This is a genomic window from Arenibacter arenosicollis, from assembly GCF_014397245.1.
In the GTDB taxonomy this organism is placed as follows: Bacteria; Bacteroidota; Bacteroidia; order Flavobacteriales; family Flavobacteriaceae; genus Arenibacter; species Arenibacter arenosicollis.
Window position 1 is genome coordinate 24,018 of sequence record NZ_JACLHY010000023.1, and the last position, 25,137, is coordinate 49,154.

Annotated in this window: 18 protein-coding genes; 14 read left to right on the forward strand and 4 right to left on the reverse strand. The window is 38.6% G+C overall.

Going from position 1 to position 25,137, the window contains the following annotated elements:
• Positions 1-2: 2 nt before the first annotated feature.
• The 6 genes from H4O18_RS17775 to H4O18_RS17800 all read left to right on the forward strand — a co-directional run bounded on the left by H4O18_RS17775 (position 3) and on the right by H4O18_RS17800 (position 8,702).
• Positions 3-3,053, forward strand: coding sequence for a DNA polymerase III subunit alpha (locus H4O18_RS17775; protein ID WP_187587208.1), 3,051 nt, complete (start codon positions 3-5; stop codon positions 3,051-3,053).
• A 151-nt stretch (positions 3,054-3,204) separates the two neighbouring features.
• Positions 3,205-3,420 carry a hypothetical protein gene (locus H4O18_RS17780; protein WP_187587107.1) on the forward strand — a complete coding sequence of 72 codons (216 nt, stop codon included), beginning with the start codon at positions 3,205-3,207 and terminating at the stop codon, positions 3,418-3,420.
• A gap of 606 nt (positions 3,421-4,026) precedes the next feature.
• Entirely contained in the window at positions 4,027-4,596 is a 570-nt protein-coding gene (locus H4O18_RS17785) for a beta-barrel fold lipoprotein (protein ID WP_187587109.1), read from the forward strand.
• 753 nt (positions 4,597-5,349) lie between these two features.
• The gene (locus H4O18_RS17790) at positions 5,350-5,544 is read left to right on the forward strand and encodes a hypothetical protein (RefSeq protein ID WP_187587111.1); all 195 of its coding nucleotides are present in this window, start codon (positions 5,350-5,352) and stop codon (positions 5,542-5,544) included.
• Between the two features lie 187 nt (positions 5,545-5,731).
• Positions 5,732-6,364, forward strand: a complete 633-nt coding sequence (locus tag H4O18_RS17795) for an NAD(P)-dependent oxidoreductase (RefSeq protein ID WP_187587130.1) — start codon at positions 5,732-5,734, stop codon at positions 6,362-6,364.
• Between the two features lie 343 nt (positions 6,365-6,707).
• A complete protein-coding gene (locus H4O18_RS17800) occupies positions 6,708-8,702 on the forward strand; it encodes a YjhG/YagF family D-xylonate dehydratase (RefSeq protein ID WP_187587132.1) in 1,995 nt (664 codons plus the stop codon).
• Between the two features lie 433 nt (positions 8,703-9,135).
• Here H4O18_RS17800 and H4O18_RS17805 read toward each other — a convergent pair whose 3' ends face one another.
• Positions 9,136-10,941, reverse strand: a complete 1,806-nt coding sequence (locus H4O18_RS17805) for an exo-alpha-sialidase (RefSeq protein ID WP_187587134.1) — start codon at positions 10,939-10,941, stop codon at positions 9,136-9,138.
• Between the two features lie 822 nt (positions 10,942-11,763).
• On the opposite strand from H4O18_RS17805, the gene H4O18_RS17810 reads away from it, so the two are divergent.
• The 5 genes from H4O18_RS17810 (at position 11,764) to H4O18_RS17830 (ending at position 15,477) form a co-directional block, all read left to right on the forward strand.
• Positions 11,764-12,609, forward strand: coding sequence for an AraC family transcriptional regulator (locus H4O18_RS17810; RefSeq protein ID WP_343065478.1), 846 nt, complete (start codon positions 11,764-11,766; stop codon positions 12,607-12,609).
• Positions 12,610-12,707: 98 nt separating this feature from the next.
• Entirely contained in the window at positions 12,708-13,157 is a 450-nt protein-coding gene (locus H4O18_RS17815; RefSeq protein WP_187587136.1) for a MoaF-related domain-containing protein, read from the forward strand.
• Positions 13,158-13,201: 44 nt separating this feature from the next.
• The gene (locus H4O18_RS17820; protein ID WP_187587139.1) at positions 13,202-14,050 is read left to right on the forward strand and encodes an SDR family oxidoreductase; all 849 of its coding nucleotides are present in this window, start codon (positions 13,202-13,204) and stop codon (positions 14,048-14,050) included.
• A 3-nt stretch (positions 14,051-14,053) separates the two neighbouring features.
• The gene (locus H4O18_RS17825) at positions 14,054-14,230 is read left to right on the forward strand and encodes a hypothetical protein (RefSeq protein ID WP_187587141.1); all 177 of its coding nucleotides are present in this window, start codon (positions 14,054-14,056) and stop codon (positions 14,228-14,230) included.
• Positions 14,231-14,268: 38 nt separating this feature from the next.
• A complete protein-coding gene (locus H4O18_RS17830) occupies positions 14,269-15,477 on the forward strand; it encodes an alkyl/aryl-sulfatase (RefSeq protein WP_222942459.1) in 1,209 nt (402 codons plus the stop codon).
• Between the two features lie 347 nt (positions 15,478-15,824).
• On the opposite strand, the gene H4O18_RS17835 is transcribed toward H4O18_RS17830, so the two are convergent.
• From H4O18_RS17835 to H4O18_RS17845, 3 genes are all read right to left on the reverse strand, one after another.
• Positions 15,825-16,235, reverse strand: a complete 411-nt coding sequence (locus tag H4O18_RS17835) for a hypothetical protein (protein WP_187587143.1) — start codon at positions 16,233-16,235, stop codon at positions 15,825-15,827.
• A gap of 132 nt (positions 16,236-16,367) precedes the next feature.
• Positions 16,368-20,951, reverse strand: coding sequence for a chemotaxis protein CheB (locus tag H4O18_RS17840; RefSeq protein WP_222942460.1), 4,584 nt, complete (start codon positions 20,949-20,951; stop codon positions 16,368-16,370).
• 381 nt (positions 20,952-21,332) lie between these two features.
• Positions 21,333-21,773, reverse strand: coding sequence for a response regulator (locus tag H4O18_RS17845; RefSeq protein WP_187587153.1), 441 nt, complete (start codon positions 21,771-21,773; stop codon positions 21,333-21,335).
• Between the two features lie 377 nt (positions 21,774-22,150).
• Here H4O18_RS17845 and H4O18_RS17850 point away from each other — a divergent pair, with 377 nt between their 5' ends.
• The 3 genes from H4O18_RS17850 (at position 22,151) to H4O18_RS17860 (ending at position 24,824) form a co-directional block, all read left to right on the forward strand.
• A complete protein-coding gene (locus H4O18_RS17850) occupies positions 22,151-22,345 on the forward strand; it encodes a hypothetical protein (RefSeq protein WP_187587155.1) in 195 nt (64 codons plus the stop codon).
• Between the two features lie 789 nt (positions 22,346-23,134).
• A complete protein-coding gene (locus tag H4O18_RS17855; RefSeq protein WP_187587157.1) occupies positions 23,135-23,572 on the forward strand; it encodes a response regulator in 438 nt (145 codons plus the stop codon).
• A 1-nt stretch (position 23,573) separates the two neighbouring features.
• Entirely contained in the window at positions 23,574-24,824 is a 1,251-nt protein-coding gene (locus tag H4O18_RS17860; protein WP_187587158.1) for a sensor histidine kinase, read from the forward strand.
• Positions 24,825-25,137: the final 313 nt, after the last annotated feature.

Below are 25,137 nucleotides of genomic sequence, written 5' to 3' on the forward strand. Positions count from 1 at the left end.
AAATGTTTCTTAACTGCCATTCATACCATAGTCTAAGATACGGAACAATCCCATTGGAGGAACTTGTAGACCTGGCAGCACAAATGGGTGTGGTTACCTTGGGGCTGACCGATATCAATACGGTAACGGGTATTTACGACTTTATTCGGATGTGTGATGCAAAAAAAATTAAACCCATAGTGGGTGTCGAATTTCGCAATAATGATGAAAAACAATATACCGGACTAGCAAAGAACACGAAGGGAATCGGCGAGCTTTGTGAATTCTTGACAAATTATAATCTCAATGAAAAGCAGCTTCCCACCATAGCCCCGAAATTTAAAAATGCATTTATAATTTATCCGCTATCCAATGTTCCAGTAAGTTTGGAAAAGAATGAATTTCTTGGGGTCAATGGATTTGAGACCACCAAATTGATCAAACCGATATATCAAAAATTGCTAAGAAAAACTATAGCGTTTCAATCCGTGACCATTCGTAACGAAGACGAATATGAGCTTCATAAAACGCTGAGATGTATCGACCATAACATCTTGTTATCACAGTTGCCGGAGGATGCCCATTGCCATCCCTCGGAGGTTATGGATCCTACGCAGACTTTAGAGAAACAGTTTTCTAGATATTCTGGTATAATCCGCAATGCGGAGAAGTTGGCCGATCGCTGTAATTTCACATTCGACTTTACGGTACCTAGGAATAAAAAACTGTACACGGGGAGTAAGTCGGGGGATATGTTACTGTTGGGGCAGTTGGCCGAGGACGGAATTGTAAGGCGTTATGGTGCAAAGAACAAGGATGCCAAAGTTCGAATGGAAAAAGAGCTTAAAGTAATAGGCGAACTTAACTTTACGGGATATTTTTTGATTACATGGGATATTATAAGATATAGTCAAAGTAGGGGATTTATGCATGTTGGTCGCGGAAGCGGTGCGAATAGTATTGTAAGCTACGCCCTTGGAATTACGGATATCTGTCCTATTGAGCTTGATTTATATTTTGAGCGTTTTTTAAACCAAAATAGAAAAAGCCCTCCCGATTTTGATATAGATTGGTCTTGGCAAGAACGTGACGAAATTCTCGATTATATCTTCAAGAGATTCTCTCCAGGTCACGTAGCTTTCTGCGGAACAATTGTGGAATTCAAACATCGCTCTATAATGCGTGAATTGGGCAAAGTCTATGGTCTGCAAAAGGCGGAGTTGGACCAGTTGTCCAATAAGGGTTTGCAATCTGGCGGAACGGATTCTGTTGTTGACCGTGTAGCAAAACTTGGAGCTATGCTTTTGGGATTTCCAAATCAAAGAAGTATGCATGCTTGCGGTGTAATCATATCCGAGGAACCGATAACTAATTTCTCTGCCTTAGAGATAAAGCCTAAGGGCTTCCCAATCGTTCAATTTGATATGCATATTGCCGAAGATATCGGGTTCGAGAAGTTCGATATTCTTAGCCAACGAGGATTGGGAACAATAGCAAGTACCGTAGAACTGGTTAAAGAGAACAAGGGTATCAGTATTGCTATTGAACAGGTTAATTCCTATAAGGTAGATGTCCAATGTAATAGCAACTTACAAATCGGAAATACCTTGGGTTGTTTTTATATAGAGAGCCCTGCCATGCGTGGTCTTCTCAGAAGATTAAAATGTAATGATTATCAGACCTTGGTGGCAGCTTCAAGTATTATTCGCCCTGGAGTAGCGAAAAGTGGTATGATGAAAGAGTACATTTATCGCCACAATAACCCGAATAGTTTTGAATATTTCCATGAAGTATTTGAAGAATTTTTAGGAGATACCTATGGTATAATGGTATATCAGGAAGATGTTATTAAAATTGCCCTTCACTATGGGGGTCTTGAACCAACCTATGGGGATATTTTACGGAGAGCCATAAGTGGTAAATCGCGCTCTAAAAAAGAGATTGAAAGTTTAAAATATAAGTTCTTTGAATCCTGTAAAATACGTGGCCATGACGAGCAATTAAGTTTGGAAGTTTTTAGGCAAATCGAAAGCTTTGCGGGGTACTCCTTTTGCAAGGCACATTCCGCCTCATATGCGGTAGAAAGTTATCAGAGTCTCTACCTTAAAACCTACTACGGAATTGAATTTATGGTATGTGCCATAAATAATGGTGGTGGATTTTACCGTACGGAAATTTATGTTCATGAAGCAAAGCGTTCTGGGGGTACCGTGCATGTACCTTGTGTGAACAATAGCGAATTGCAGACTTGTGTGAAGGGCGTGGATATCTATCTTGGATTCGGTCTTATAAAATCTATGGATGAAAAATTAGCAGTCCAGTTGGTTGAGGAAAGAAAGGCGAATGGCGATTTTACATCCTTGGAGAATTTCCTATCGCGAACAGCCATCGGCGGTGAGACCTTACAAACTTTGATATTTGTTGGTGCTTTTCGGTTTACCGGTAAACCGAAAAGCGACCTTATAATTATTGCCAAAATGTTGGAATCTGGTGAGGTTTCGAAGTCACCTATGCTGCTCATAGAAGAGCCAATACAAGAATATACATTTCCGGTTATGGAGCGCAATATTATCGAAGATGCATTCGATGAAATAGAGATACTCGGATTTTCGGTATCGCTCTCTCCTTTTGAGCTCTTAAAAACAAAGTATCGCGGGGATGTAATGAACAACCAACTGCTTGATAATTATAAGAAAACGGTACGTATGTTGGCCTATCTGGTATCTACAAAACAAGTGCCCACCAAGAATGGTAACATGTATTTTGGGACATGGATAGACAATAATGGGGATTACTTCGATACCGCCCATTTTGCGACCACATTAACAAAATATCCATTTAAAGGTGGGGGCTGCTATCTACTGCTGGGCACGGTGGAGGTGGATTTTCATTTCCCGACCATAATAATATCCAAGATGGAAAAAATGCCTTTTGTTCCGGACCCTCGATACGAGAACGGTAGCGATAGAGATTATAAAGTACATGAGAGATTAAAAGAAGATAGGAGCACTACTCATCGAGCCCCATATCCACAGGAGCATGAAATTGGTTTGCCACGTTCCAGAATGAATTAATTTCTCAACTGAGTGAAGATTTATTCTATTATAACTTTAAAGCAAGAAAAATTTTAACGTTTCAACGAAAAATGCCCCTTAAAACTTCCACCAATACCATTTTCCTATCGGAACCAATAGTCAGCTTAAGGCATGGGCAGACAAATCAACCATGCTTACCGCAAAAGGCTTTAAAATTAGCTGTAGTCGCTTACTTGAATCCTATGACCTAGAAGAAGGTGCCGATTTGGTGGACTTGTTGTTTAAGTTCAAAAATACTTCCGACCATACCAACAAACCCCTAACCCCAATGGCGAGGGATTTACAACGACTTAGCGAAATAAATCCTGCGGTTTGGAGATTGGTGGAGGAGTTTGGGTTGGTGTGATATGTGCATTCAATTAATCCTAAAAGGAAGGATGATTTCTCTTTTAAAATCCTCTTCTAGCTTCCCTGTCGGTCTACTCCATTTATATTTTATCTAATTCTAATTTAACGAGAACAGCTATTTGATATCAATTCATTTATGAACTGAATCATTTCAAAACTACAGGCATGAAGTAACATAGCGAAGATTAATCGTACCGATTGTCGATTTTTTTAATAATTTAAACGGTAAAAATTTAATATTTTAACATATTTAACATATTTTCAATAAATAATAGTCATTTATCCGCCAATCGGCCTGAATCCTCTTTATATTTTTTTTTTACGAAGCTATGGTTATGCTTTGCTAACTGAAAACCGATCGTATTATGAAACCACTTTTACTATTAATCTCGTTATTGTTTATTTTAAGTTGCGGTAAGGATGAAAGCAGCTGTTGCTCTTAACGCTAGTACAGGTAGTTTCTCTGGTACATTTAATGAGACCTTTGAATATACAGATTGCAGTCCAAATTATAATTGCGGTGGAGTAATAACTATATCCAGAAAATACAATATATAAATGGTAGTTGACAAATCACAGTAGAAATGCATAGCATTATTAAAAAATGAACAAAAACAAGCCAATGACAACCAATAAACTTAGAATAGTAACCATATTTCTTTTTTTTATATTTAGCGGGTGTGATAATTCAGATGATTATCTCAACGATTACGAGGTGGAAATAAATATTACTGGAGATGTCAGTGAATTTGATAAATTTCTAGCAATAGCTTCTGCAAGAAATGACGGCGAGGGGGAGTTTATTGGTGAAAACCTTCTATTTCTAGATTCTAGCGAAATAGCGCCTATTATTTTTTTTAATAGTGATTTGGAGGCTGGCACCTATAAATTTGTTACTGCAAGAAAAGCCCAAAGTTTGCAAATATCACATGAAAATAAATTCATAAGTACAGGGGAAACATCTATTGATGCCTCAATGACTATTACCGTGATCGTCAAAAGAGATGGAAGAGAAATTGACTACTTTAACATAAGTTATGATGAATCAACTGGTGATGAAGAATTTCTTGTTAATTATAATTCTGATAATGATGGATATAAATGTTACTGTACAACAAACTGCAATCAGCTTTTAGGACACGGTGGCATTGGACCTGCTATTCCCTGTGATTAATACAAATGACTAAAACATTTTGGCTAATAATAGTAACTTTTGGACTAGCCTATAATTTCTGATATAGTGAAATAAAGGAGGCTGCCTTTTAAAGCAGTTTTGATTTTTATATCTATATGGTGTTCCCTACTTTTAATGGGAAAACCTTTTAATATAAGATTCCTAATTGTAGCATTAGGGTTGATCTATTCTCAAAAATTTATTTGTGAGGTGTAATTTGGTGAGCTATCCAAGATCATTAAAGAACCTAATTTAATACATAAACTTTTGAAAAACTGAATCAAAGAATTACCCGGTTTGAACAAAGCATGGATGATTATTCATTGTTTATAGCTAATATTCGGCATTATTTCGCACGATTGGATACTAGATATAAAGACTAAATACAGCGTTATCAAAGATTAAAAAAAAATAGAAGTGTCATTTTTTTTAAACAGGGTCAGTTTCTTTTTTTTGAAGCGCTACAGATATTAAAAAATGAATTTTATTTGCAACTAAGCAAGACGGACTATCGCTAAGTAAAAGTCAATATGATTTGGATGGTCATTATTTACATTGTATTTTCGTTAAAATTTAATATTAATACAGTAAACGATTTCGTAAACGTTTTTATAAAATTAAGTACATATTAAGGGGTTGATTAGGATTTTTTCAAATTCATAACCCGGAGGTCGGGGGATCGTGCCCCCCCTCTCGCTACAGTATAGAAATCATCCAAAACAAGCGGTTTAGTTAACTCTAAACCGTTTTTTTATGGTTACGTTTTACGAAATCATTGCATTTGAACACAAAAGCGAACACGTTTTAGAACACAGTTTGTCCAACAAGAAGAATTTTTCCTTACCAAAAATCAACACCGCCAATGGAGACCTTTCCAAACGTTGGTATGTCTATTTTACCTTTCGAAACCCAGAGACCCAAAAGTTGGAAAGGATGAAAATAATTTAAGAAATAAAGAACAAGCAACAAGGTTAGAGACTAATTTAGGGTGAAGGATAATCTTTAACTTGTGTAAACAATGTGCCTTAACGAACATTTTAAAATAACGTTTCGTCCTAATTTATCGACATTTCGGTTATTTATAAATCAATTAAAGTTTAAAATTAATTAGTTTCACATGGATTAAACTTGAATCATGAAATTATTAGTAATTGGTGGAACTGGAGGAACAGGACGTGAATTGATTAAACAAGGCCTAGATAAAGGTCATATTATAACAGCTGTTGTTCGTAAACCAATAAAAATAAAATACAGTCATCCAAATCTAATCATATTAAAAGGAAATGTTTTAATTCCGGAAAGTCTTGAACAGGCCGTTCAAGGACAAGATGCGGTTCTATCTGCATTAGGCCATAAAAAATTCTTTATTAAAACAACCATACTTTCAAGAGGAACTAAAAATATAATATCTGCTATGACTAAAAATCAAGTAAAACGATTTATCTGCATAACATCACTTGGAATTAATGATAGCAAGTTTAAGCTTGGATTATATTATACCCTTTTCACAATACCATTAATACTTTTATTTTACTTTATAGATAAGTCCAAACAAGAAAAATTAATAATGAAAAGTACCTTGGATTGGACAATAATTCGACCTGGTCAGTTAACTAATGGAAAAAAACGGACTAATTACAAGCATGGACTCACAGTTGGAAGTTATATCCTGACCAAAATGATCTCAAGAGCAAGTGTTGCAGATTTTATGTTAAATCAGCTCGATAATCAGACATATATAAGAAAGACTCCTGGGATTATAAATTGATATACCGTAACTAACAAAACCTTTAGTCCATTGCGAGGATTTCCTAAATGTAACTCCTTGGGAATTATCTATTCGGTTTTTATTTGCTAAATTAGGTGCTTAACCAGGCTCCTAACCATACACAAGACCGTTATGTGCAATTGACAATACATTAAATCGTTCTTGACAGATGATTGCTCACCTCCTAAGCTTCCTTTTTTCTTGTTGCTTAAGCTATCCCTCACTTTTGGTGTAGGAAAATGTGATGTAGTTTGAAATGATAAGGACATATCCTTTAGAAAAATATTTCCCCTTGTAACTGATAGACTAATTTGATGCCTTCGTATCACGATTTTAAAGAAATATGAGCAATAACGATAAAGAGCACTTCCAAGAGAACAGTCCCTTTTATTTCCCTTTAGAAGTTACCCCAAGAAAAGGGCTACTACCAATATCACGCGAAGACTATGAAAACAAGCCCAGTGGTGACATCTTTGGCAAAATACAGGATGCCGGGATGAAGTGGAATCCAGAAGATGTAAATCAATCAGAATTCCTTATAATGAGTACTGCGGGAGGGTTGAAGAACGGGGAAGAGACGCTGGCACTGGGCATGCACTCAGGACATTTCGAATTGGGGGATGCCGCAAAAGTTGCTGCAAGTGCTTTCAAAAACCTCTTTACCAAACCCTATTATGTATCAGTATCCGATCCTTGTGATGGACGTACCCAAGGCACTACAGGCATGATGAATTCATTAGCCTATCGTAATCATGCCGCCACAGTTTTAGGAGATTTAAGACGCTCTTTGCCCAATCGCAAAGGCGTAATGGGCATCGCTACTTGTGACAAAGGCCTACCTGCGATGATGATGGCATTGGCGAATGAATCTGATCTTCCAACGATTATTATGCCGGGCGGGGTGACATTAATCGCCAAAGGAATAAAAGATTTGGGTTCGGTACAGTCTTTACCATCGCTTGTTTCCCATAAAGAAATATCATTGCAAGAGGCACAATCCCATGGATGTGCTTCCTGTGGGACACCAGGTGGAGGTTGTCATTTTTTGGGAACAGCAGCCACCTCCCAAGTCGTAGCAGAAGCATTGGGAATGGCATTGCCACATTCGGCACTAGCCCCCTCTGGAGGGAAGATTTGGTACGCCCTTGCTAAAGATTCAGCGATTTCTCTGGTAAATCTGGCAAAAAACAATATATATACCAGGCAGATCGTCACTCAAGATGCCGTTTACAATGCTATGGTAGTACATGCAGCTTTTGGTGGATCTACTAACCTCTTACTGCATATCCCTGCTATAGCTCATGCAGCGGGTCTACCGATGCCTACTCGAGAAGAATGGGAGAATATTAACCGAAAAACGCCTCGATTAGTCAATGTGCTCCCAGCAGGGAAGTACTCCACAGCACACGTATATGCTGCCGGAGGAGTACCAGAGGTAATGTTACATCTGCGAAAATTAGGTCTACTCAAAGAAGACTGCCTCACAGTTACAGGCAAAACACTGGGCGAAAATTTGGATGTCTGGGAGCAGGGTGGTAAAATGTACGTTTGGGAAGCAGAGAATAAAAGAAATAGACGTCAACAAGTACGATTTAACCTCCAGACATTTAATGCTGATGCACATCCTGATAAAGTGATACTATCTCCTAAAGCGGCAAAGAAGGCCAACATGAAAAGCACCTTGACTTTTCCCACCGGAAATTTGGCACCAGAAGGAGCGTTGATCAAAAGTGGTGCAATCGCTCAAGAGATGATTGATGACAACGGCATATACTATAAAAAAGGAGTTGCTAAAGTATTTGTCTCTGAAGCAAATGCCATTAAGGCAATTAATCATGGAGAGGTAAAACCAGGTCATATTATCATATTGATTGGAACCGGGCCAAGTGGCACAGGAATGGAAGAAACCTTCCAAATCACGGGTGCTCTGAAACAATTATCCTTTGGAAAAGAAATAGCCCTGATTACCGATGGACGTTTTTCTGGCGTTTCCACAGGCGCATGTATAGGACATGTTGGTCCAGAGGCTCTAGTAGGAGGACCTATCAGTAAGGTTCAAGATGGAGATATCATTGAAATCAAAATTGATTGCGATAATCTAACTGGAAGTATAAATCTAATAGCCTCGCAAAGCGATCCCAATGCCGAACTAAGTGAAGCCGAAATAGCGCATTTATTTTCAAGCAGATCACCACATCCAGAACTACGACCACATCCAGAATTGCCCAATGATATTAAAATTTGGGCAGCGACACAGAGCGGTATATGGGATGGATGTGTACAGGATGCTGATCGGATTTTGAAGATTGTGAAGGCAGGAATTGATGCTTTGAAATAAGAAAAAGCACATAACATTAAGTACGGACACAAATCTGCCCGTACCTTGCGGAGACGGTAACATACCATAATCCGTAGTATTACATGAAGATAAAAATGGCAGTAATGTTCACTAGAAACATTTTGTTTCCAAAAAAAAAGTTTAACTACAAGAATTCAACTAATTTACTTTAAAATTATTAATAACAATAGTGAACACAAAACTGAACACGTTTTGGAACACATTTTTATAAACTAGCATCTGGGAAGCCCCGTATTTAGGGCGTTTTAAAAATTCAAGCAGGAATCCATAACCCGGAAGTTGGGGGTCTTGTCCCCTACTCTCGCCACAAAACTCAAGTTTTTAAAAACAAACGGATTGGATAGTGCCAATCCGTTTTTTTATGCCTTCTTTTAATAAAATGATTACTTCAATAAACAGTATATTGAAATAATCAATTTCTATGAAAAAGCATATTTGATGGAATTTCTACCTTCTCGAAATCCTCACCTTGCCAGGATAAAGTCAATTTACTTCCACCACCTTGCTGGAAATAGTTGAGCGAGATTTTATGCATTCCTGTTTTTAAAGAAATGGAGCCCTTTTTTTCGTAATTGCCATGGGCCCCGTCATTATCGATGAGCGCTTCATCATTCAGGAATAGTACACTTCCATCGTTGGATTCAAGAAAGAAGGTGTATAATCCATCTTTTGGGACATTTATATATCCATCAAAGACGTAACCGAAATTTTCTGTTTGCTGACTGTTTTCTATGGTAAATTGAGGGATTACACCTGATGCTGTTTCCTGCTTTTTTTCAAGCCCTCTCGCCTTGCTTAATTCTTCATTGTAATATTTATAATGTATTCCGGGTATCGGCTTCTCCGTTAGTTGCTGCGCCTCTTCAAATATGTCATTACCAATTTCCGCAGATACGATCTGACTGGGAGTGTTGTCTTCCGAAAATGCCTGCATACGCAAGGAGGCTTTCTTGGTAATGACAATGGGTTCGTTGTATAGAAATTCATTTTCCGGTTTGGGCAGAGTGCCATCAAGGGTATAATAAATTTTAGATGTTGCGTCCTTGGATGCCAATTGGATATTGCCATTTTGATCTGATGCCACTTTGGGATCTTCTGTAGCATCCTGATAAATCCAATCTAAGCTAAGGCGGGTGATTTGCGTAGTAGCCAAACCATGCCCTCCCTTTCTATCGCCTGCACAATGCCCCAAAAGCACATGATTATCCATGAATTCTATTGCTGTATAGCAATACCATCCATCAGGGTCACTTTCTATAGTCTTTATCTTCTCCCAACTTTTTCCTTCATCCTTGGATATGGCAAGGTTGTAGGGAGTTCGATATCCACCGTCTCTTGAATTTTGGTAGTTGTTGTTCCATACCAATAATAAGTCCCCTGTTTTTGGAATGCGCTCTATCGAAGCTGGGGAAAGTGGTGATTTTATATTTCCCGCTACGATTGGCGACCAGGTCTCTCCCTCATCTTCCGAATAGGAGAAGTATTGTACACCAGCGTCTGTCCGACAAAAAAGCATCATTTTCCCGTGATCCAATTCAACGATTCCTGGCTCTTGCAACACGACGTTGTCAGGATTGGGTACCTCCATGGATTTTGACCAACTTTTCCCTAGATCATCCGAGAAATACGAATATATCTTTCCATTAGCAGTCATCCTGGATTCAACCTCACCATGTAGTGCAGTAGGATAAATGATCCTGCCATTGGGCAACTGAAGCAATCTGTCGTTATTTACAACGTGATATCCTTCGTCTTCCATACACCTGATCGGTTCACTCCAAGTTTTTGCCTCATCAGTAGAAAAGCGCATAAATGGTATACAGTCCGTTTCTGAGTTTTTTCGAATATAAAAAAGGGCCAAACTTCCATCACTTAGCCGCAAAAGAGAAACTGACATCACATTCATTCTACCTTCGTTGGATAATATGCTAACGTCTTCCTCTGTCCAGGTTTGGCCACCATCACTGGAATATCTCCCTGCCAGATAAGCTTTGGCATGATCACCCGCTCCTCCAGTAAAATGGGTATAAACAAACAATATTCGTCCATCTTTAAGCTGGATAAAATCACCCTCGCTATTCCTAGGATTATCAGAGGTTGGAGTTAGCCGTAAAGTAATTTCTTTGCCGGAATCTTCCTCTGGAGCAGTTTTGCATCCTATGAAAAATAAGGTCATTATAAGTATAAGGAAGCGGTAATTGTGATTTTTGTAATTCATATCTTTTGAAAACTAGGGTAATTCTATTTTAGCGTCTGAAAGTAGCCATTTTAGACTAGATCACCTTAAATATTAATGATAATTCTTACTATTGTAAATAGTTGTATAAAGGTATTGTCACCAATAATCGATTAACAAGAGTATTTAGAAGTAAAGGCTATTTAGAAAATAAACAGAACTAGTTTACCTAATCTGCGCCCTTACAGAAAAAGCAATGAAACAAAAAAGAATAGTTTATTTAATTTAGTAAATTGCATACGAGCCATACAAAAAAAACTATGCTATATAAACTATATCCTTTATTGCTACAATTGCCTATAGGCACACGAAACCCGGATGACAATAAACCTATTGATCTTACAAGTCCGTTTGATGTCATTGTTTATATTATTCTCCCTGTACTAGTCATCGTATTATATATTATATGGAAAAGGAAGAAGAAAAAAGATAAGAATTGAATTACGCAGACTGAGAAATAGATCTACCCATTATTAAAAAAACCAATACTTTTGCACGCTTAAAAATAATTCCACCTAAGATTGAACAAAGAGCGGTATAGTGGAACGAAAAAGTAAGCCAAAAATATTTCTTTAATCACCAATTAATTGGTTTAGTATTCCCCCGCTTTAAAATCTCACCTTTTACAATCTCCAGAAAATCAAGGTTTTTTTGGTACTAAGCGTATACTTCCAAACAGTCTCATAAAACGGCCGTTTTCAAGTACACTTAAATAATTAATTATAGCCGTATATTAGTCCAATCATATCACCCATTAGTGTACTTAAGCTTAAAAAACTTAGCAGTCTGAACAACATACCCAACATATCATTTAAAAGCGAAAAAAATGAAAAGGAATTTGAGTTCCTTAATCTATCCCAGCTATTTGCCAAAATAAGGACAGGCTTAGATCACGATCCCAATAAACCCCATAGGCTTAGCTTTTTTGCCTTGTTGATCGTTACCAAAGGTTCGGGAAGCCATCATGTTGATTTGAAAGAATATCCATTAAGAAAAGGTACAATATTAAAAATAGCAAAGGGACAAGTACATGCTTTTGAAGAAAATCCGAGTTACGACGGATTCCTCATTGTGTTTACCGAAGAATTTGTGCTCCAATATTTTTCAAAATCATCGATCGAGTTTATATCACATCTCTATAATTATCATATTTCCAAAACTGCTGTAGATGGCAGCAATTTTAATGAATCGTTTATTGGGCAGTTAAAAGATGAACTGGAAGCAGAAAACACCTATGCTCAAAAAAATATTGTGGCTAAACTTCTAGAATTGTATTTACTAAAGTTGGAACGCCTTACGCAGGCAGATGATTCACCAAAACAACTCCAAAAGCATTATCCATTATTTCTTGAGTTTAAAAATTTAGTGGAAGAAAAGTATACTACCACCAGAAATGTCAAGGATTATGCGGATATGCTCTCAATTTCTACAAAGCATTTGAATGGAATAGTGAAAGAATTTACACTAAATTCTGCCAAACATTTTATAGATAATTTAGTGATTCTTGAAACTAAAAGAGCCATTGCAAGTTCCAATTACAGTTTAAAGGAAATTGGATATGCAGTGGGTTTCGATGAAGTTACTAATTTCACCAAATTCTTTAAAAAGCATACTGGCAATACCCCTAAACAGTTCAAATCCAACTTATAGAGGTTACATTCCCACATTTACCATTCTTATCCGAAGATTTACCTACCGCATTATTCTGAATTGGCCCAATTTTGTACCAAACTTTAAAATCATAGAAAATGGAAACAAAATTAGTTACATTTATTTGTCTTGCTCTATTCAGTGTTGGACTTAGCTCGGCTCAAAGCAAAACCGCGGAAGAAAATAAATTTCAGTTCGGTCAGCCCGAGCATTTCTTGGATGGTTATTCATTGAATTTCCAGTATCAGGATGGTACTGCCATACATATGGAATTTTACAATGGCAAAGCAAAATATGAGTGGGTCGCAGGACCGGCAAAAGGCAATGGAAACAAGGATATTCTTTATCGTTCCCGTAAAATTGGCAATAATCTTTATTGGATCAACTGGCACGAAATAGATAAAAAAGACTATTTAACCCTTGTTTTTGATTTTGATAAAATGCTTGTGCACAGTTCTATTATAGTTGGTTATGAAAACAAGCCTGAAAGGAACTTAATAACCGTATTCAAAAGTGGAATTATTGATCATTTAAAAACAGCTGAATAATTTGAAAAAGAATTGGGCAATTAATTGAATCAAAAATAGCAATTATGAAAATTGCGGTAACATCGGCAAGCGGACAATTGGGGGCAGCAGTTGTAAAACAGCTTATAAAGGAAATAGGGAAAGAGAATGTAATAGGCATAGCCCGTACCCCTGAAAAGGCCAAACATCTTGGTGTTGAAATTAGAAAGGGAAACTACAACAATCGTCAGGATTTTGATAGGGCCCTACAAGGTGTGGATGCCGTTCTTTTGGTTTCGGGTATGGACGATCCCAAAAAAAGAATCGAACAACATAGAAATGTCATTGAAGCGGCAAAACAAAATGGAGTGCAAAAAATTGTATACACCAGTATTGTAGGGGACGAAAATAAAACCGCATTCAGCCCTGTGGTACAAAGCAATCGCGAGAGCGAAAAAGATGTACGGGCCTCTGGATTGGAATGGGTGATCGGCAGAAATTGTATATATATAGAACCGGACCTTGAGTATATTGACAACTATGTAGAAGAGGGCGAGATTAGAAATTGTGCTGCAGATGGGAGATGTGCTTATACCAGTAGGGAAGAATTGGGTTACGCCTATGCGCAAATGCTTCTCAATGCTAAGCATAACGGGCAAGTTTATAAGCTTGTGGGCGAGGCCATTACCCAGGCAGATTTAGCAAGAATTATTAATCAGGTATATGGTACAAATCTGACCTATAATCCTGTTTCGGTAGAGGCTTATGAACAAGAAAGAAAAGAAGCCTTAGGCGATTTTATTGGAACTATAATAGCCGGTATCTACGAAGGGATTAAAATAGGTGCCAACGATGTAAGTTCCGATTTTGAAAAAGCAGCAGGAAGACAGCATAAAACAGCCGTTGAAATGATCGAAACAATAAAAAATTTATAGATAATGAAACTAGAAAAGAAGCAAAAAATGGTTGCTCCATTTATGGCAGCCAACAAAATAGTAAAATTCACCTTGCTTTTATTGGGGATTATTTTTTTAAATGCATGTCAAAATTCCACAGAAAATAGCATACCTCAAGAACAAGGACAAGGACAAGAACATCCGAATCTTAAAAATTAAAAAATCAAAGTGCTGAATTTACACCTGAGATTATAAAATTGAATGAAAACGTTTATGTAGCCGTGGGCTATGATGGTTCCAATGCCTCTATGGTCATAGGTGAGCAGGGAGTGGTGATCATTGATGCACTTCGCGCTTTGGGAGCTGCGGAAAAGGTAGCCGAAGAGTTCCGTAAAGTAAGCAATAAACCTGTACAGGCCCTTATTTACACCCATGGGCATTTAGATCATACAGGAGGCACCTCTGCGTTTATTGGCAATAGTAAAGATGTTAAGGTTATTGCAAGGGAGGGCTTTAAGAATGAGTTGCAGGAACATTCCCCGATAGAACCCATCCTAAAACAACGAAACGCACGACAGTTTGGGCGCGATTTACCAGCTAAAGATATTATTAATAGAGGTGTGGCCCCCGGTATTACTTCAACAGACAGGGCTGGAAAAGGGTATATAGAACCCAATATTACATTTAAAGACTCTATGTTGGTGACGCTTGCAGGTTTGGATTTTGAGCTACATGCGGCCGATGGAGAAACAAATGACGAGCTCTTTGTATGGATTCCTGACCTGGAAACATTATTCACAGGAGATAACTACTACAAATCCTTTCCAAACTTGTATGCCATTCGAGGTTCTCAATATAGGGATGTTAAATCTTGGGGAGAATCGATTCGAAAAATGAGTACTTACCCAGTGGAGCACCTTGTACCGGGCCATACACGCCCACTCTCAGGAAAATCAGTTGTTCATCAAAATTTATCAAATTACTCATCTGCCATTCTAAGTGTATACACCCAAACAATAGAAGCCATGAACAAGGGCTATACCCTGCAACAAACAGTTGATAGCGTTAGCTTATCGGATTCATTGGCAGAACAACCAAACTTGCAAGAGTTTTATGGTTCTGTACCTTGGGGGATTCGTTCTATATATCTACACTATGTTGGTTGGTTTGATGGAAATCCTACAAATCTTTACCCCCTTTCATCCTCACAAGAAGCGAAAAACATAATTGAATTGGCAGGAGGTGAAAGTAAGGTTTTTGCAGAACTAAATAGAGCTACAAAGGAAGGTAATTATCAATGGGGATTACAGTTGGCCGATTATCTACTCCAGACCGATTATGAAAGGACGAAAGTCATTGAAGCTAAGGTAAGGTTGTTAAGGGCTTTGGCATCACAACAAATAAATGCACCTGCCAGAAACTACTATCTCTCCTATGCCTATGAATTGGAGAAGAACAGGATTTAACTTTAATATTGATGGAACAAACTTATTAATTTATAAACTGGAGGTCAAGGGATCTCGCCCCTCTCGCTACAAAATTTAAGTTTTTAAAAATCAACGGATTGGCAATACCCAATCCGTTTTTTTTATGGATTATATACAAGAAGCATTGTCAATATTAGATTATATTCCCAAAGGGCCTAGCCTATTGCCATGTCCGTGCGCTCTTTTGTAGAACTGTTAAATGGGATGAGAACAGCCTACCATAAATTAAAACATCAAGCACTGAAATTTTGACAGGATTGATTCTTCAAACAATCTATCCGCTGCCCTTGGCAAGAAGTCTGTGGATTAAATTCATATTATGCAACTCATAGCATTGATTTTGACAGATCCACTTCAATCCACATTTTGTGTTTTCTTATTAAATGGTAAATGTCAAAAGGAAGCTTTTGCCCCTCCAAAATCTTGCGATAATCGTCCACCTCTGCACGTTCCCTTTGCGAAAATTTTTTGAGTGTTGTAGCACCATTGTCCAATGAGGGCATTTCCATGTCCTCCATCTCTGGCTTTAATTCGCCTTTAGCGGGTAAAGCGGCCCTTACCTTATTCTTTAAGGCTTCCCCGAATTTTTTCCATTCCTTGGATTTTCGCCGGAAATAATGAATTCGCTTTTTGTTATCTGTACTGTTGGCGGCATTATGATAGGCTTTTTCCACTTCCTTATTCCTTCTCATGATTTCCTTGAGTTTTGCAAGGGTTCCTGTGCTTATTGTATCCATATTCCTCCGTGTTAATTCCTATCACAAGTATTACAATAAATATGCTGAAAATAAATAAATGGGGTTGACCGTATCGCATATTTTATTGATGCAAAGTATCATGAACTGAACAGCTAGCTGTTCAGTAGTTTCTTAGAAGACCGGAATATAGATGTCAAATCTTGCTCCCCGGTCTAATTCACCTTCTACCGTAATGGTCCCATTGTGGTTTTCTATAATCCGTTTTACGATGGCAAGACCTATGCCGGAGCCCAAGTAGACCTCCTTCCCGTGGAGACGTTTAAATACCTCGAATATTTGGTCACCGTATTCGGGCTTGAAGCCTATCCCATTGTCCTCCACTGTGATCTGGCAATACCTTTTGTCCGGTAAAAGATCTTTGATTTCGAGCTTGTTTCCCTTGGCAATTTTACTTTTTATGGTAATATGCGGAGGATTATCGGGCTTTGAGAATTTTAGGGCATTGGCGATTAGGTTGTACATTAGCTGACGAAATTGGTAAGGAATCACTTTTACCGTGTCCATTTCTTCGCAATTTATCGTTGCCTTTTTTTCATCAATCAGCCCTTCAAATTCCCTTATTACCTCCTCGGTTATTGCACCAAGATTGGTCTCTACAAACTTTCTCTCAGCCGAACCTAGGCGTGAGAAATCAAGTAGGTCCTTGATAAGTCCCCTCATCTGTTCGGAAACCGCATATACCCTTTGGAAATAACCTTTGCCCTTATCGGTCAGGCCATCGCTCTCCCCATCCGAAATACGTCCTATAAAAGTTTGTATTTTTCGTAAAGGTTCTTGCAGGTCGTGACTGGCCACATATGTGAACGCTTCCAGTTCCTTGATCAGCCTTTTCAATTCGGAGTTACTAACCTGAAGTGCGTCGTTGGAACCCCGCAGCTCCGCAGTACGTTGTAATACTTGTTCCTCCAGCACATTGGAGTGCATTATGTAAGTCTCTTGATTACGGTTTCTTGTCGATATCTGCTCGGTAATATCCGTGGAAACGCCTATCCACATTTGGAAATCGCCTTTCTCGTCCGTTATAGGGGATGCGATATTCAGGTGCCATATATAGTCGCCGTTCTTGTTCAGAAAACGCATTTCCATTTCCAGGTTGGTCCCAGTTTCCAACGCGATTTCAAGACGTTTACCAAATTCCTCAACCTCTTCGGGATGCATAATCTTATGGTAGCCCAGTTCCTTTAATTCCTTGAAATCCAACCCAGTGAATTCCAACCAGTTTTTATTAAAATATGTGACGTTTCCGGCTATATCCGCATTGCTGATTTTTGAGGGCATCAGGTCTGCCATTTGGCGAAAATGGGACTCGCTTTCCCGTAATTTTTGATGCAATACGGCCTGTGGCGTAACTTCATTGGCTATAATCGCCACGCCTTCTATTTCGCCCTGTAGGTTACGTTGTGCCTGGTACATAAAAGTATAATATTCAATTCCCGCTTGCCCGTTCCTAACCCGTGTAATCGGGGCTTCGTAGGCATTAGCAGACTTACCAGTTCTGTAAACACCCAGTAAAAGTTTTTCAAATCCTTGTTCGGCCGCCTCGGGCAGGACCTCAAAAAGCGATTTCCCAATTATCTCCTTTCCTTTGCCCCACGACTCCAACATGGCATCGTTGGCAATTTCGATGGTCATGTTTTCACCTTTAAGAACAGAAATCAGGGAAGGTGAGGAATGGATCATGTTGTGGTAACGGTATTCACTTTCTTCCACCAGCTGTCTGGCGCGCACCTTCTCCGTTACCTCGTTCGCAACGGCCATGATACCTGTTACTTTGTTTTGTTCATTATGTATTGGGTGATACACAAGATTAAAATAACCCATCTCCCCTTTTTCCTTTCTGAGCAACAAGATCTTTAGTTCGACACCATGGTAAGGAACACCATTTCGCATCACACCTTCTAAGCGTTCCTTGACCCCTTGGAGCTTTAGTTCGGGCAAGGATTCAAAGAGTGGCCTGCCGATAAAATCCTTTTCTTTTTCTACCATCCCTAAATAGGCTTCGTTGGCCAGTTCTACCAAAAATTCCGGTCCTTTTAGGACCATAATAGCTACTGGGGCCTGTAACAACAGATTCTCGAACCTATCCAGAAGTTCTTTTTCCTTCTGGCGTAGCATTGCTTTTTCAGTAACATCCTCAATGGCCAAAAGAATCAATTTTTCGTCCTCGCTGTCCCTTCTTATTTCTCGGGCGTTCAATAGCATGTTCCTCTCCCCGATGTTGGGGTAATTACGGGCTACCTCAAAATTTTCAATGGTTGATTTATGGGGCAGAATATCTTCTAGAAGGGTTCGGAGGCCCGGAATATCCCATTGCTTGTTCCCCAATTGAAAGATCAGTTTCCCTTCCGTATCTTTCTGGTTTACTTCAAAGGTTCTATAAAAAGCTTGGTTGGCGGATATTATGCGTAAGCTTCTGTCGAGTACCAACAAAGGTTCGTGTATGGTATCAACAATGCCTTCGGCATAGTCCCTAGCGGCTAACAGTTGTTCGTTCAGGCCTATAGTCTCCTGGTGCACCACCATTAGTTCTTCATTGGTACTGTGAAGCTCCTCCTTACTGGTCTCCATTTCCTCATTAAGGCTCTGTAGTTCCTCGCTACCGCTCATCAGTTCTTCGTTTGCACTTTGCAGTTCCTCGTTGGCCGCCTCCTGTTCTTCTATAATACTGCGCATATCCTCCCGGGTCTGGGCAAGTTCCTGTTCCAACTGTTCTATATGCAGATCCTTTTGGTTCTTTTTGGATTTTCCACCAATATCTCCTTTCTTGGGTAGTTTTTTGCCTATTGCCGACAGTGTGCCCTCCCTTAGAACACGATCGTGAAAAAGTACCAAATAATGGGGTTCCACTATATTGGGCAAGGGAATAGCCTCGATACTAATGTTTCGGGTCTCATCTCCATTAAGCTGCACCGATATGTTTTCTTTTACTACTGCAGTATTTTCTTTTTTTGCCTTGTGCAAAATATTACGCAGCTCGAAGGCCAAGCCATGTTTCGCCATTCTAAATAAATTGAGACTGGCCTTACCTGGGGCAGGTTCCAGATAACGACCGGTACTGCCCCTAAAATGGACAATGTCCATAGCCTCGTTAATGACCACTCCGGCCGGTGTGAATCTACTAAGCAGAATATCGTCCGCAGTCTTCTGAAAATCGGTGCGGAGGTTTCCGATTTTTCCGTGGCCCCCAAGATCATTAAAACTTTGTTCGCTTCGAAGGCCCGTAGTAGGGATGAAACGTTTTGGCACCTCTAGGCGGGAAAACAACTTATCTTTTTTATCCAAAGCCCTAAAATGTGAGGGAACCCCGCTGGTCGTTTCCGATTTTCCCAGCCATAAAATACCGTTTGGATTCAATGCGTAGTGAAAAGTGGTCAGTGCACTTTTTTGTAGGTATCCTCCCAGGTATATGAGTACATTCCGGCAACTTATGAGATCCATCTTGCCAAAGGGAGGATCCTTTAAAAAATCATGTACTGCAAAAACGCAACAACTCCTAATGGATTTGTTTACCTGGTAACCGTTATTGTTCTTGGTGAAATAACGTTGTAGCTGGTCCGGAGACACCCCTTTGACTTCGCTGTTGGAATACATTCCAGATCGTGCCTTTTCAATGGCGGGCATGCTCAAATCGGTAGCAAAGACCTGCACTTTTTGAAATTGGGACAAAGGGGCTCTGCCGACCAATACTTCATAGAGGGCGATAGCAATAGAGTACGCTTCTTGGCCCGTACTGCAGCCCGCTACCCAGACACGAATGGTATCCTCAAAAGTCTTATTTTCTATGATGTTCGGGATAACTTTTTTATATAGTTTATCAAAGATCTCTGGATTCCTAAAAAATTCGGTTACCGGAATCAACAGGTCCATATACAATACATCCAGCTCCTGTTTGTCCCTCCTTAGATATTTTAGATATGCGGATGGTTCCATAGTTTTGGTAATGGCAATCCTACGGAGTATCCTTCTGCGTATAGTAGTCTGTTTATAGTATGTGAAATCAGTGCCCTTGCGTACCCGTAGCAACGCGATTATTTGTTTGTAAATGGTATCCTCTTCTTTTTGCCCAGAATTTTCCACACCATTTCCGTTGATGATATGGGCCACCTCCTTAATTTTTCTTGGTATGTCTCCGGGGGGAAGTATAAAGTCCACCACGCCCGCCTGTACAGCACTATTTGGCATGCTGCTATATGCCGCAGATTCTTCATCCTGCGCAAACGTGATACCGCCGTGGTCTTTAATGGCCTTGAGTCCCAAAGTTCCATCGGTGGCGGTACCGGAAAGTACCACCCCGATCGAATGTGATTGGTGTACTTCCGCTAGCGACCTAAAAAAAAGGTCAATGGGCATATTACGTTCGTTTTCGCCTTTTGCTGGTCGGGGCCTCAATTCAAGAACGCCGTCGTTTGCGATCATCATCTTATTGCTGGGGATGATGTATACATGATCAGGCACTACTATTATTTCATCGGTAACCTCCAGAACGGGTATGGAGGTCACTTTTTGAAGCAGTTCCTGTAGTATGCTTTCGTGGGTGGGATCCAGATGTTGCACTAAGACATAGGCCATTCCGGAGGACTCTGGAATGGCCTTCAAAAGTCTTTTAAAGGCGTCTAGCCCCCCTGCGGAGGCACCGATCCCCACTACGGGGAAACAGTTCTCTGATATTATGAGCTTCTTTTTGGGTGTTTTCATATCCATGGTATACTATTGAATATCGATATTTTTGTACCGTTTTTATAAATAGATACTCGATTGCGACAGAAAATTATTAATAGAAAATTGATCTTTTATTTTATCGATCACATTTCCTTTAAAGGTAAGGATAATATATGGTGGATTTCTTATTCCCATTAAACATTCGTAGGCTCTAGGTTAACCTCATGGAAGGTGCGTGGCTATTTGGGTATAATCTGTAAACATTATGAGTAGAAACCACTAATTACACAGGGAATTCCGTGGATCTTATCGAGTATAAATTCTGACAATACTTGGGTAATGGAAAATAAATATGGAATCTTTTACGGCTAAATGGTGTATTGGAACTTTTCTAAATCCTGATGTTCCATGACTACATTATTGCAGTAAAAAGTTGTTCTTTTCAGTACGTATACCGTTTTTCTGTATTACGAGTTCGATGGCGAGTGAAATTAATTTCAGTAACTGAGAAAACCCGACTGGTTTCTGTATAAAATAGGTGGCTCCATTTTGATATAGTCCGTCTGCAACGGATCGGTCATAAGAGGTAGAAATTATAACGACCGGAATCTTTGACAGCCCTACATCGTTTTTTATTTCCTTTAGACATTGGAATCCTGTTTTTCGGGGTATATTCAAGTCCAAAAAGAGAACATCGGGAAGTTTTGTTGTATTTTTTGAAAGCAACTGCATGAGTTCCTCTCCATCATAAACGATTATGTTAGTTGTTAAAAAAGATAATGCTTCCAGAGCTTCCCTGAAAAACATGCAATCGTCGGGGTCATCATCAGCAAGGAGAATGTAGGGGATTTTGTCCATAGGTCAAGATACTTTATTGTCCTAACCTGGACATTGACCGGATTTTAGGTTTTTAATTTCGCATAAATATAATAAAAAATTGCACAAAAATATTGACTAGTGTATTTCAAGAGTCTTTTGGTCGGTGCTGTAAAATTATCAGTTTTAAGCCATTGGTTTTCAACTTCATTTTGTTCCATCATTTCAATCTATTACGATAAAGAAATAACCTTAACCGAATTTAAAGTAAGTTGCACATGTATTGCTGGGTCTTCCCTTGGGATGTTTGAGAATTTTAAAAAAACAGGAGAATTATGTAATCTATTAGGATAATTATATAACATTAATCCCTTCAATACTTCTCACCTTTGCTGTCAATAGTATTTTAAACAGAACCTATGGATACGTGGAAAGAGAATAATTTCCTTTACAGAATTCTTGGAAAATTGAAGAGTTTCCTAAGACCGATATATTATAATGGAACTTCCGTTACTGTTAAGGAGCGGGAATCGGCCTTGGCATTACAAACAATTTTGCTGGAACTCAATAATATTAAACTAATAAGTAAAAACGAGGACATTGTCCCATCCTAAAAAACAATACAATTCTAGGTAGTTGGTAAATAGTTAGGATTTTTTTTGAATGTACATGAAAGAGCAGGTATTAAAGAACTTTGCTCTTTCATTACTACAAATAAATTTAATAGGAAAATATCCTGTAGTCCAGTGAGCTTTTATCCCATATTAGTAATAACAGTACAATAATAAATAAAGTATTATGAGAAAATGTTTCATTTTTTTTGCCGTCTATATAATTATGTTATATAGTGTAGTTTACCTGTAAAAAACATAATCTAAACCATAGTTTTATGGAAATCCTTACTTCAAACCGGTTTTATAAAATGTAATTGGATAAGTGAACCACTTTGGCAACAATAGTCATGTTCTCGTAAATGAGCATAAATAAAACCCTCCAATTTTCATATTAAGGGACATTTATTTATACATTTTTCTTTCCTTTATAAATACAGTAATATATTTATCACTTCTATAAAAGGAAGGTTTTCCTAACATTGCCCCCCTTCTACAAACTGTTTTTGCAAAATGGCCGATTATGGTACTCCAAAAGTGGCGGCAAATCTCTTATAGGCTGCATACGGACATTAACCAAATATTCCACTGTAAGCTAATAATAAGTATATTTGTATGTTGAATCAATTTCTGAAGCCGACCTTTGTTGCTGTCAGCACCAAGGCTTATCCCCGCCTACAGAAAAATGGCTGCAACACCCCGTCTAACCATTATTGCATTGTACCATTAATTACAACATCCAAAGGCATTCCTTCCAAAGAATTTCTTTCGCTTATATAAATATAAACACAAATGAAAAATATCTTTCTTGCTGATGACGATGCTGATGATCGCGATTTTTTTATAGATGCACTTAAGGAAGTAAGCCTCCCTACTGATATCACGCTTTCCAACAATGGTTTGGAATTGATGAAAAATCTAGAGAACTTAATCCAACATCCTCCACCTCACGTAATTTTCCTGGATTTGAACATGCCTTTTAAAGACGGCTTTCAATGCTTGGAGGAAATAAGAAATACGCCAAAACTAAAGGATATTCCAGTTGTTATATTTTCAACATCAGCCAGTGATATTTATGTTGATAAAACATATGAACAAGGTGCAAATTATTATATTCAAAAACCTTCTTCATTTAAACTTTTGGTAAAATCTATTGAAAAAGTTTTATCACTTGAAATGTGGCCATCACCAAAACCCCAAAGAGAAAATTATATTTTATCAATTTCCTAACATGATACGAATTCAATTAGCCAAAGCCCTTCGATCGCTTGCTTTTCTAAATACGGAGAAAAAAAAGCGGGCAGCGGAATTGATAGTTGCCAACAAGGAACTTGTTTTTCAAAACGAGGAGAAGGAAAAAAGAGCAGTGGAATTGTTTATTGCCAACAAGAAACTGGTTGTACAAAACAGGGAAAAGGAAAAAAAAGCTGCGGAATTAATTATTGCCAACAAGGAACTTGCTTTTCAAAATGAAGAGAAAGAAAAGCGGGCGGCGGAATTGGTCATTGCCAATAAGGAACTGGTTGTACAAAACAAGGAGAAGGAGAAACGGGCTGGGGAGTTGATCATTGCCAACAAGGAACTAGCTTTTCTAAATGACGAAAAAGAGAAGCGGGCGGCGGAATTGGTAATTGCGAACAAGGAACTTGCATTTCAGAACGAAGAAAAGGAAAAAAGGGCCTCGGAATTGATCATTGCCAATAAGGAACTCGCCTTTCAAGGCGATTTAAAGGAAAGGCGGGCAACAGAATTAATTATTGCCAATAAAGAATTAGAATCTTTTACCTACATATCCAGCCATGATCTGCAGGAGCCATTGCGTAAAATACAGATTTTCTCAACCCGCTTAATTGACGATGAATCACAAAACTTATCCGAAAAAGGGAAAAGCTACGTACTGGGAATGAATGAGGCATCCACTCGTATGCAATCCTTGATTCGCGATTTACTTGGATACTCCCGCACAACTACTTCGGAAAGAAAATTTGTAAGCACCAATCTCAACACCGTAATAGAATTGGTAAAAAAAGATTTCATAGAAATCATAACTGCAAAAAACGCCACCATCAAAGTAGTTGGCGAGTGCGATGTGCCAGTCATTCCCTTTCAGTTTCACCAACTAATTCAAAACATCATTGGCAACGCCCTTAAATTTTCTAAACCGGACTTATCGCCTCTTATAATAGTAAAGAGCAAAATTGTAAAGCGCAGCGAAGTAATTAGCGATAAACCATTATCTGCCGAGGAATATTGTCACATTACAATAACAGACAATGGTATTGGATTTGCCCACAAATTCAAAGACCACATCTTCGAATTATTTAAACGCCTTCACGACAAAGACAAAATACCCGGTACAGGTATCGGGCTTGCAATCGTAAAAAAAATCGTAGAAAATCACAATGGTTTAATTACAGCAAGCAGCGAAATTAATAAGGGAGCTTGCTTTGATATTTATATTCCTTCGAACCTACCCCTATAAAGGTGAGTGACTTTAAATGGTTAACCTTCTTTTATAGCTTGTGCAGTACCGGAAACCTTTAAACATTTTAAGCGCTTAGATTCAACTCAACGCCGGTTCCTTTAAACAAAAGTCTTTTTATTCATTTTTGTAACTGGCTTGTGTTGTTCCCCTGGCGCCCCAAATTTAACATTGGTATTCTTTATTACCATTAACAATTCTTTTACCAATTAACTTCGGGCAGGGAATATATTTACCTTATTCCAACTGGGAATTTCAAAAGTTCCGAGTGCATTGGAATAAATTAGAACAAACTATTTTCCGTTGGTGTTCT

What these genes read in the sequence shown, in the direction of transcription:
- H4O18_RS17795 (WP_187587130.1), top strand. Translation starts at nt 5,732, where the DNA reads ATGAAATTATTAGTAATTGGTGGAACTGGAGGAACAGGACGTGAATTG.
- H4O18_RS17840 (WP_222942460.1), bottom strand. Translation starts at nt 20,951, where the DNA reads ATGAAAACACCCAAAAAGAAGCTCATAATATCAGAGAACTGTTTCCCC.
- H4O18_RS17805 (WP_187587134.1), bottom strand. Translation starts at nt 10,941, where the DNA reads ATGAATTACAAAAATCACAATTACCGCTTCCTTATACTTATAATGACC.
- H4O18_RS17860 (WP_187587158.1), top strand. Translation starts at nt 23,574, where the DNA reads ATGATACGAATTCAATTAGCCAAAGCCCTTCGATCGCTTGCTTTTCTA.
- H4O18_RS17780 (WP_187587107.1), top strand. Translation starts at nt 3,205, where the DNA reads ATGCTTACCGCAAAAGGCTTTAAAATTAGCTGTAGTCGCTTACTTGAA.
- H4O18_RS17845 (WP_187587153.1), bottom strand. Translation starts at nt 21,773, where the DNA reads ATGGACAAAATCCCCTACATTCTCCTTGCTGATGATGACCCCGACGAT.
- H4O18_RS17835 (WP_187587143.1), bottom strand. Translation starts at nt 16,235, where the DNA reads ATGGATACAATAAGCACAGGAACCCTTGCAAAACTCAAGGAAATCATG.
- H4O18_RS17855 (WP_187587157.1), top strand. Translation starts at nt 23,135, where the DNA reads ATGAAAAATATCTTTCTTGCTGATGACGATGCTGATGATCGCGATTTT.
- H4O18_RS17825 (WP_187587141.1), top strand. Translation starts at nt 14,054, where the DNA reads ATGAAACTAGAAAAGAAGCAAAAAATGGTTGCTCCATTTATGGCAGCC.
- H4O18_RS17790 (WP_187587111.1), top strand. Translation starts at nt 5,350, where the DNA reads ATGGTTACGTTTTACGAAATCATTGCATTTGAACACAAAAGCGAACAC.
- H4O18_RS17815 (WP_187587136.1), top strand. Translation starts at nt 12,708, where the DNA reads ATGGAAACAAAATTAGTTACATTTATTTGTCTTGCTCTATTCAGTGTT.
- H4O18_RS17775 (WP_187587208.1), top strand. Translation starts at nt 3, where the DNA reads ATGTTTCTTAACTGCCATTCATACCATAGTCTAAGATACGGAACAATC.
- H4O18_RS17785 (WP_187587109.1), top strand. Translation starts at nt 4,027, where the DNA reads ATGAACAAAAACAAGCCAATGACAACCAATAAACTTAGAATAGTAACC.
- H4O18_RS17800 (WP_187587132.1), top strand. Translation starts at nt 6,708, where the DNA reads ATGAGCAATAACGATAAAGAGCACTTCCAAGAGAACAGTCCCTTTTAT.
- H4O18_RS17820 (WP_187587139.1), top strand. Translation starts at nt 13,202, where the DNA reads ATGAAAATTGCGGTAACATCGGCAAGCGGACAATTGGGGGCAGCAGTT.
- H4O18_RS17850 (WP_187587155.1), top strand. Translation starts at nt 22,151, where the DNA reads ATGGATACGTGGAAAGAGAATAATTTCCTTTACAGAATTCTTGGAAAA.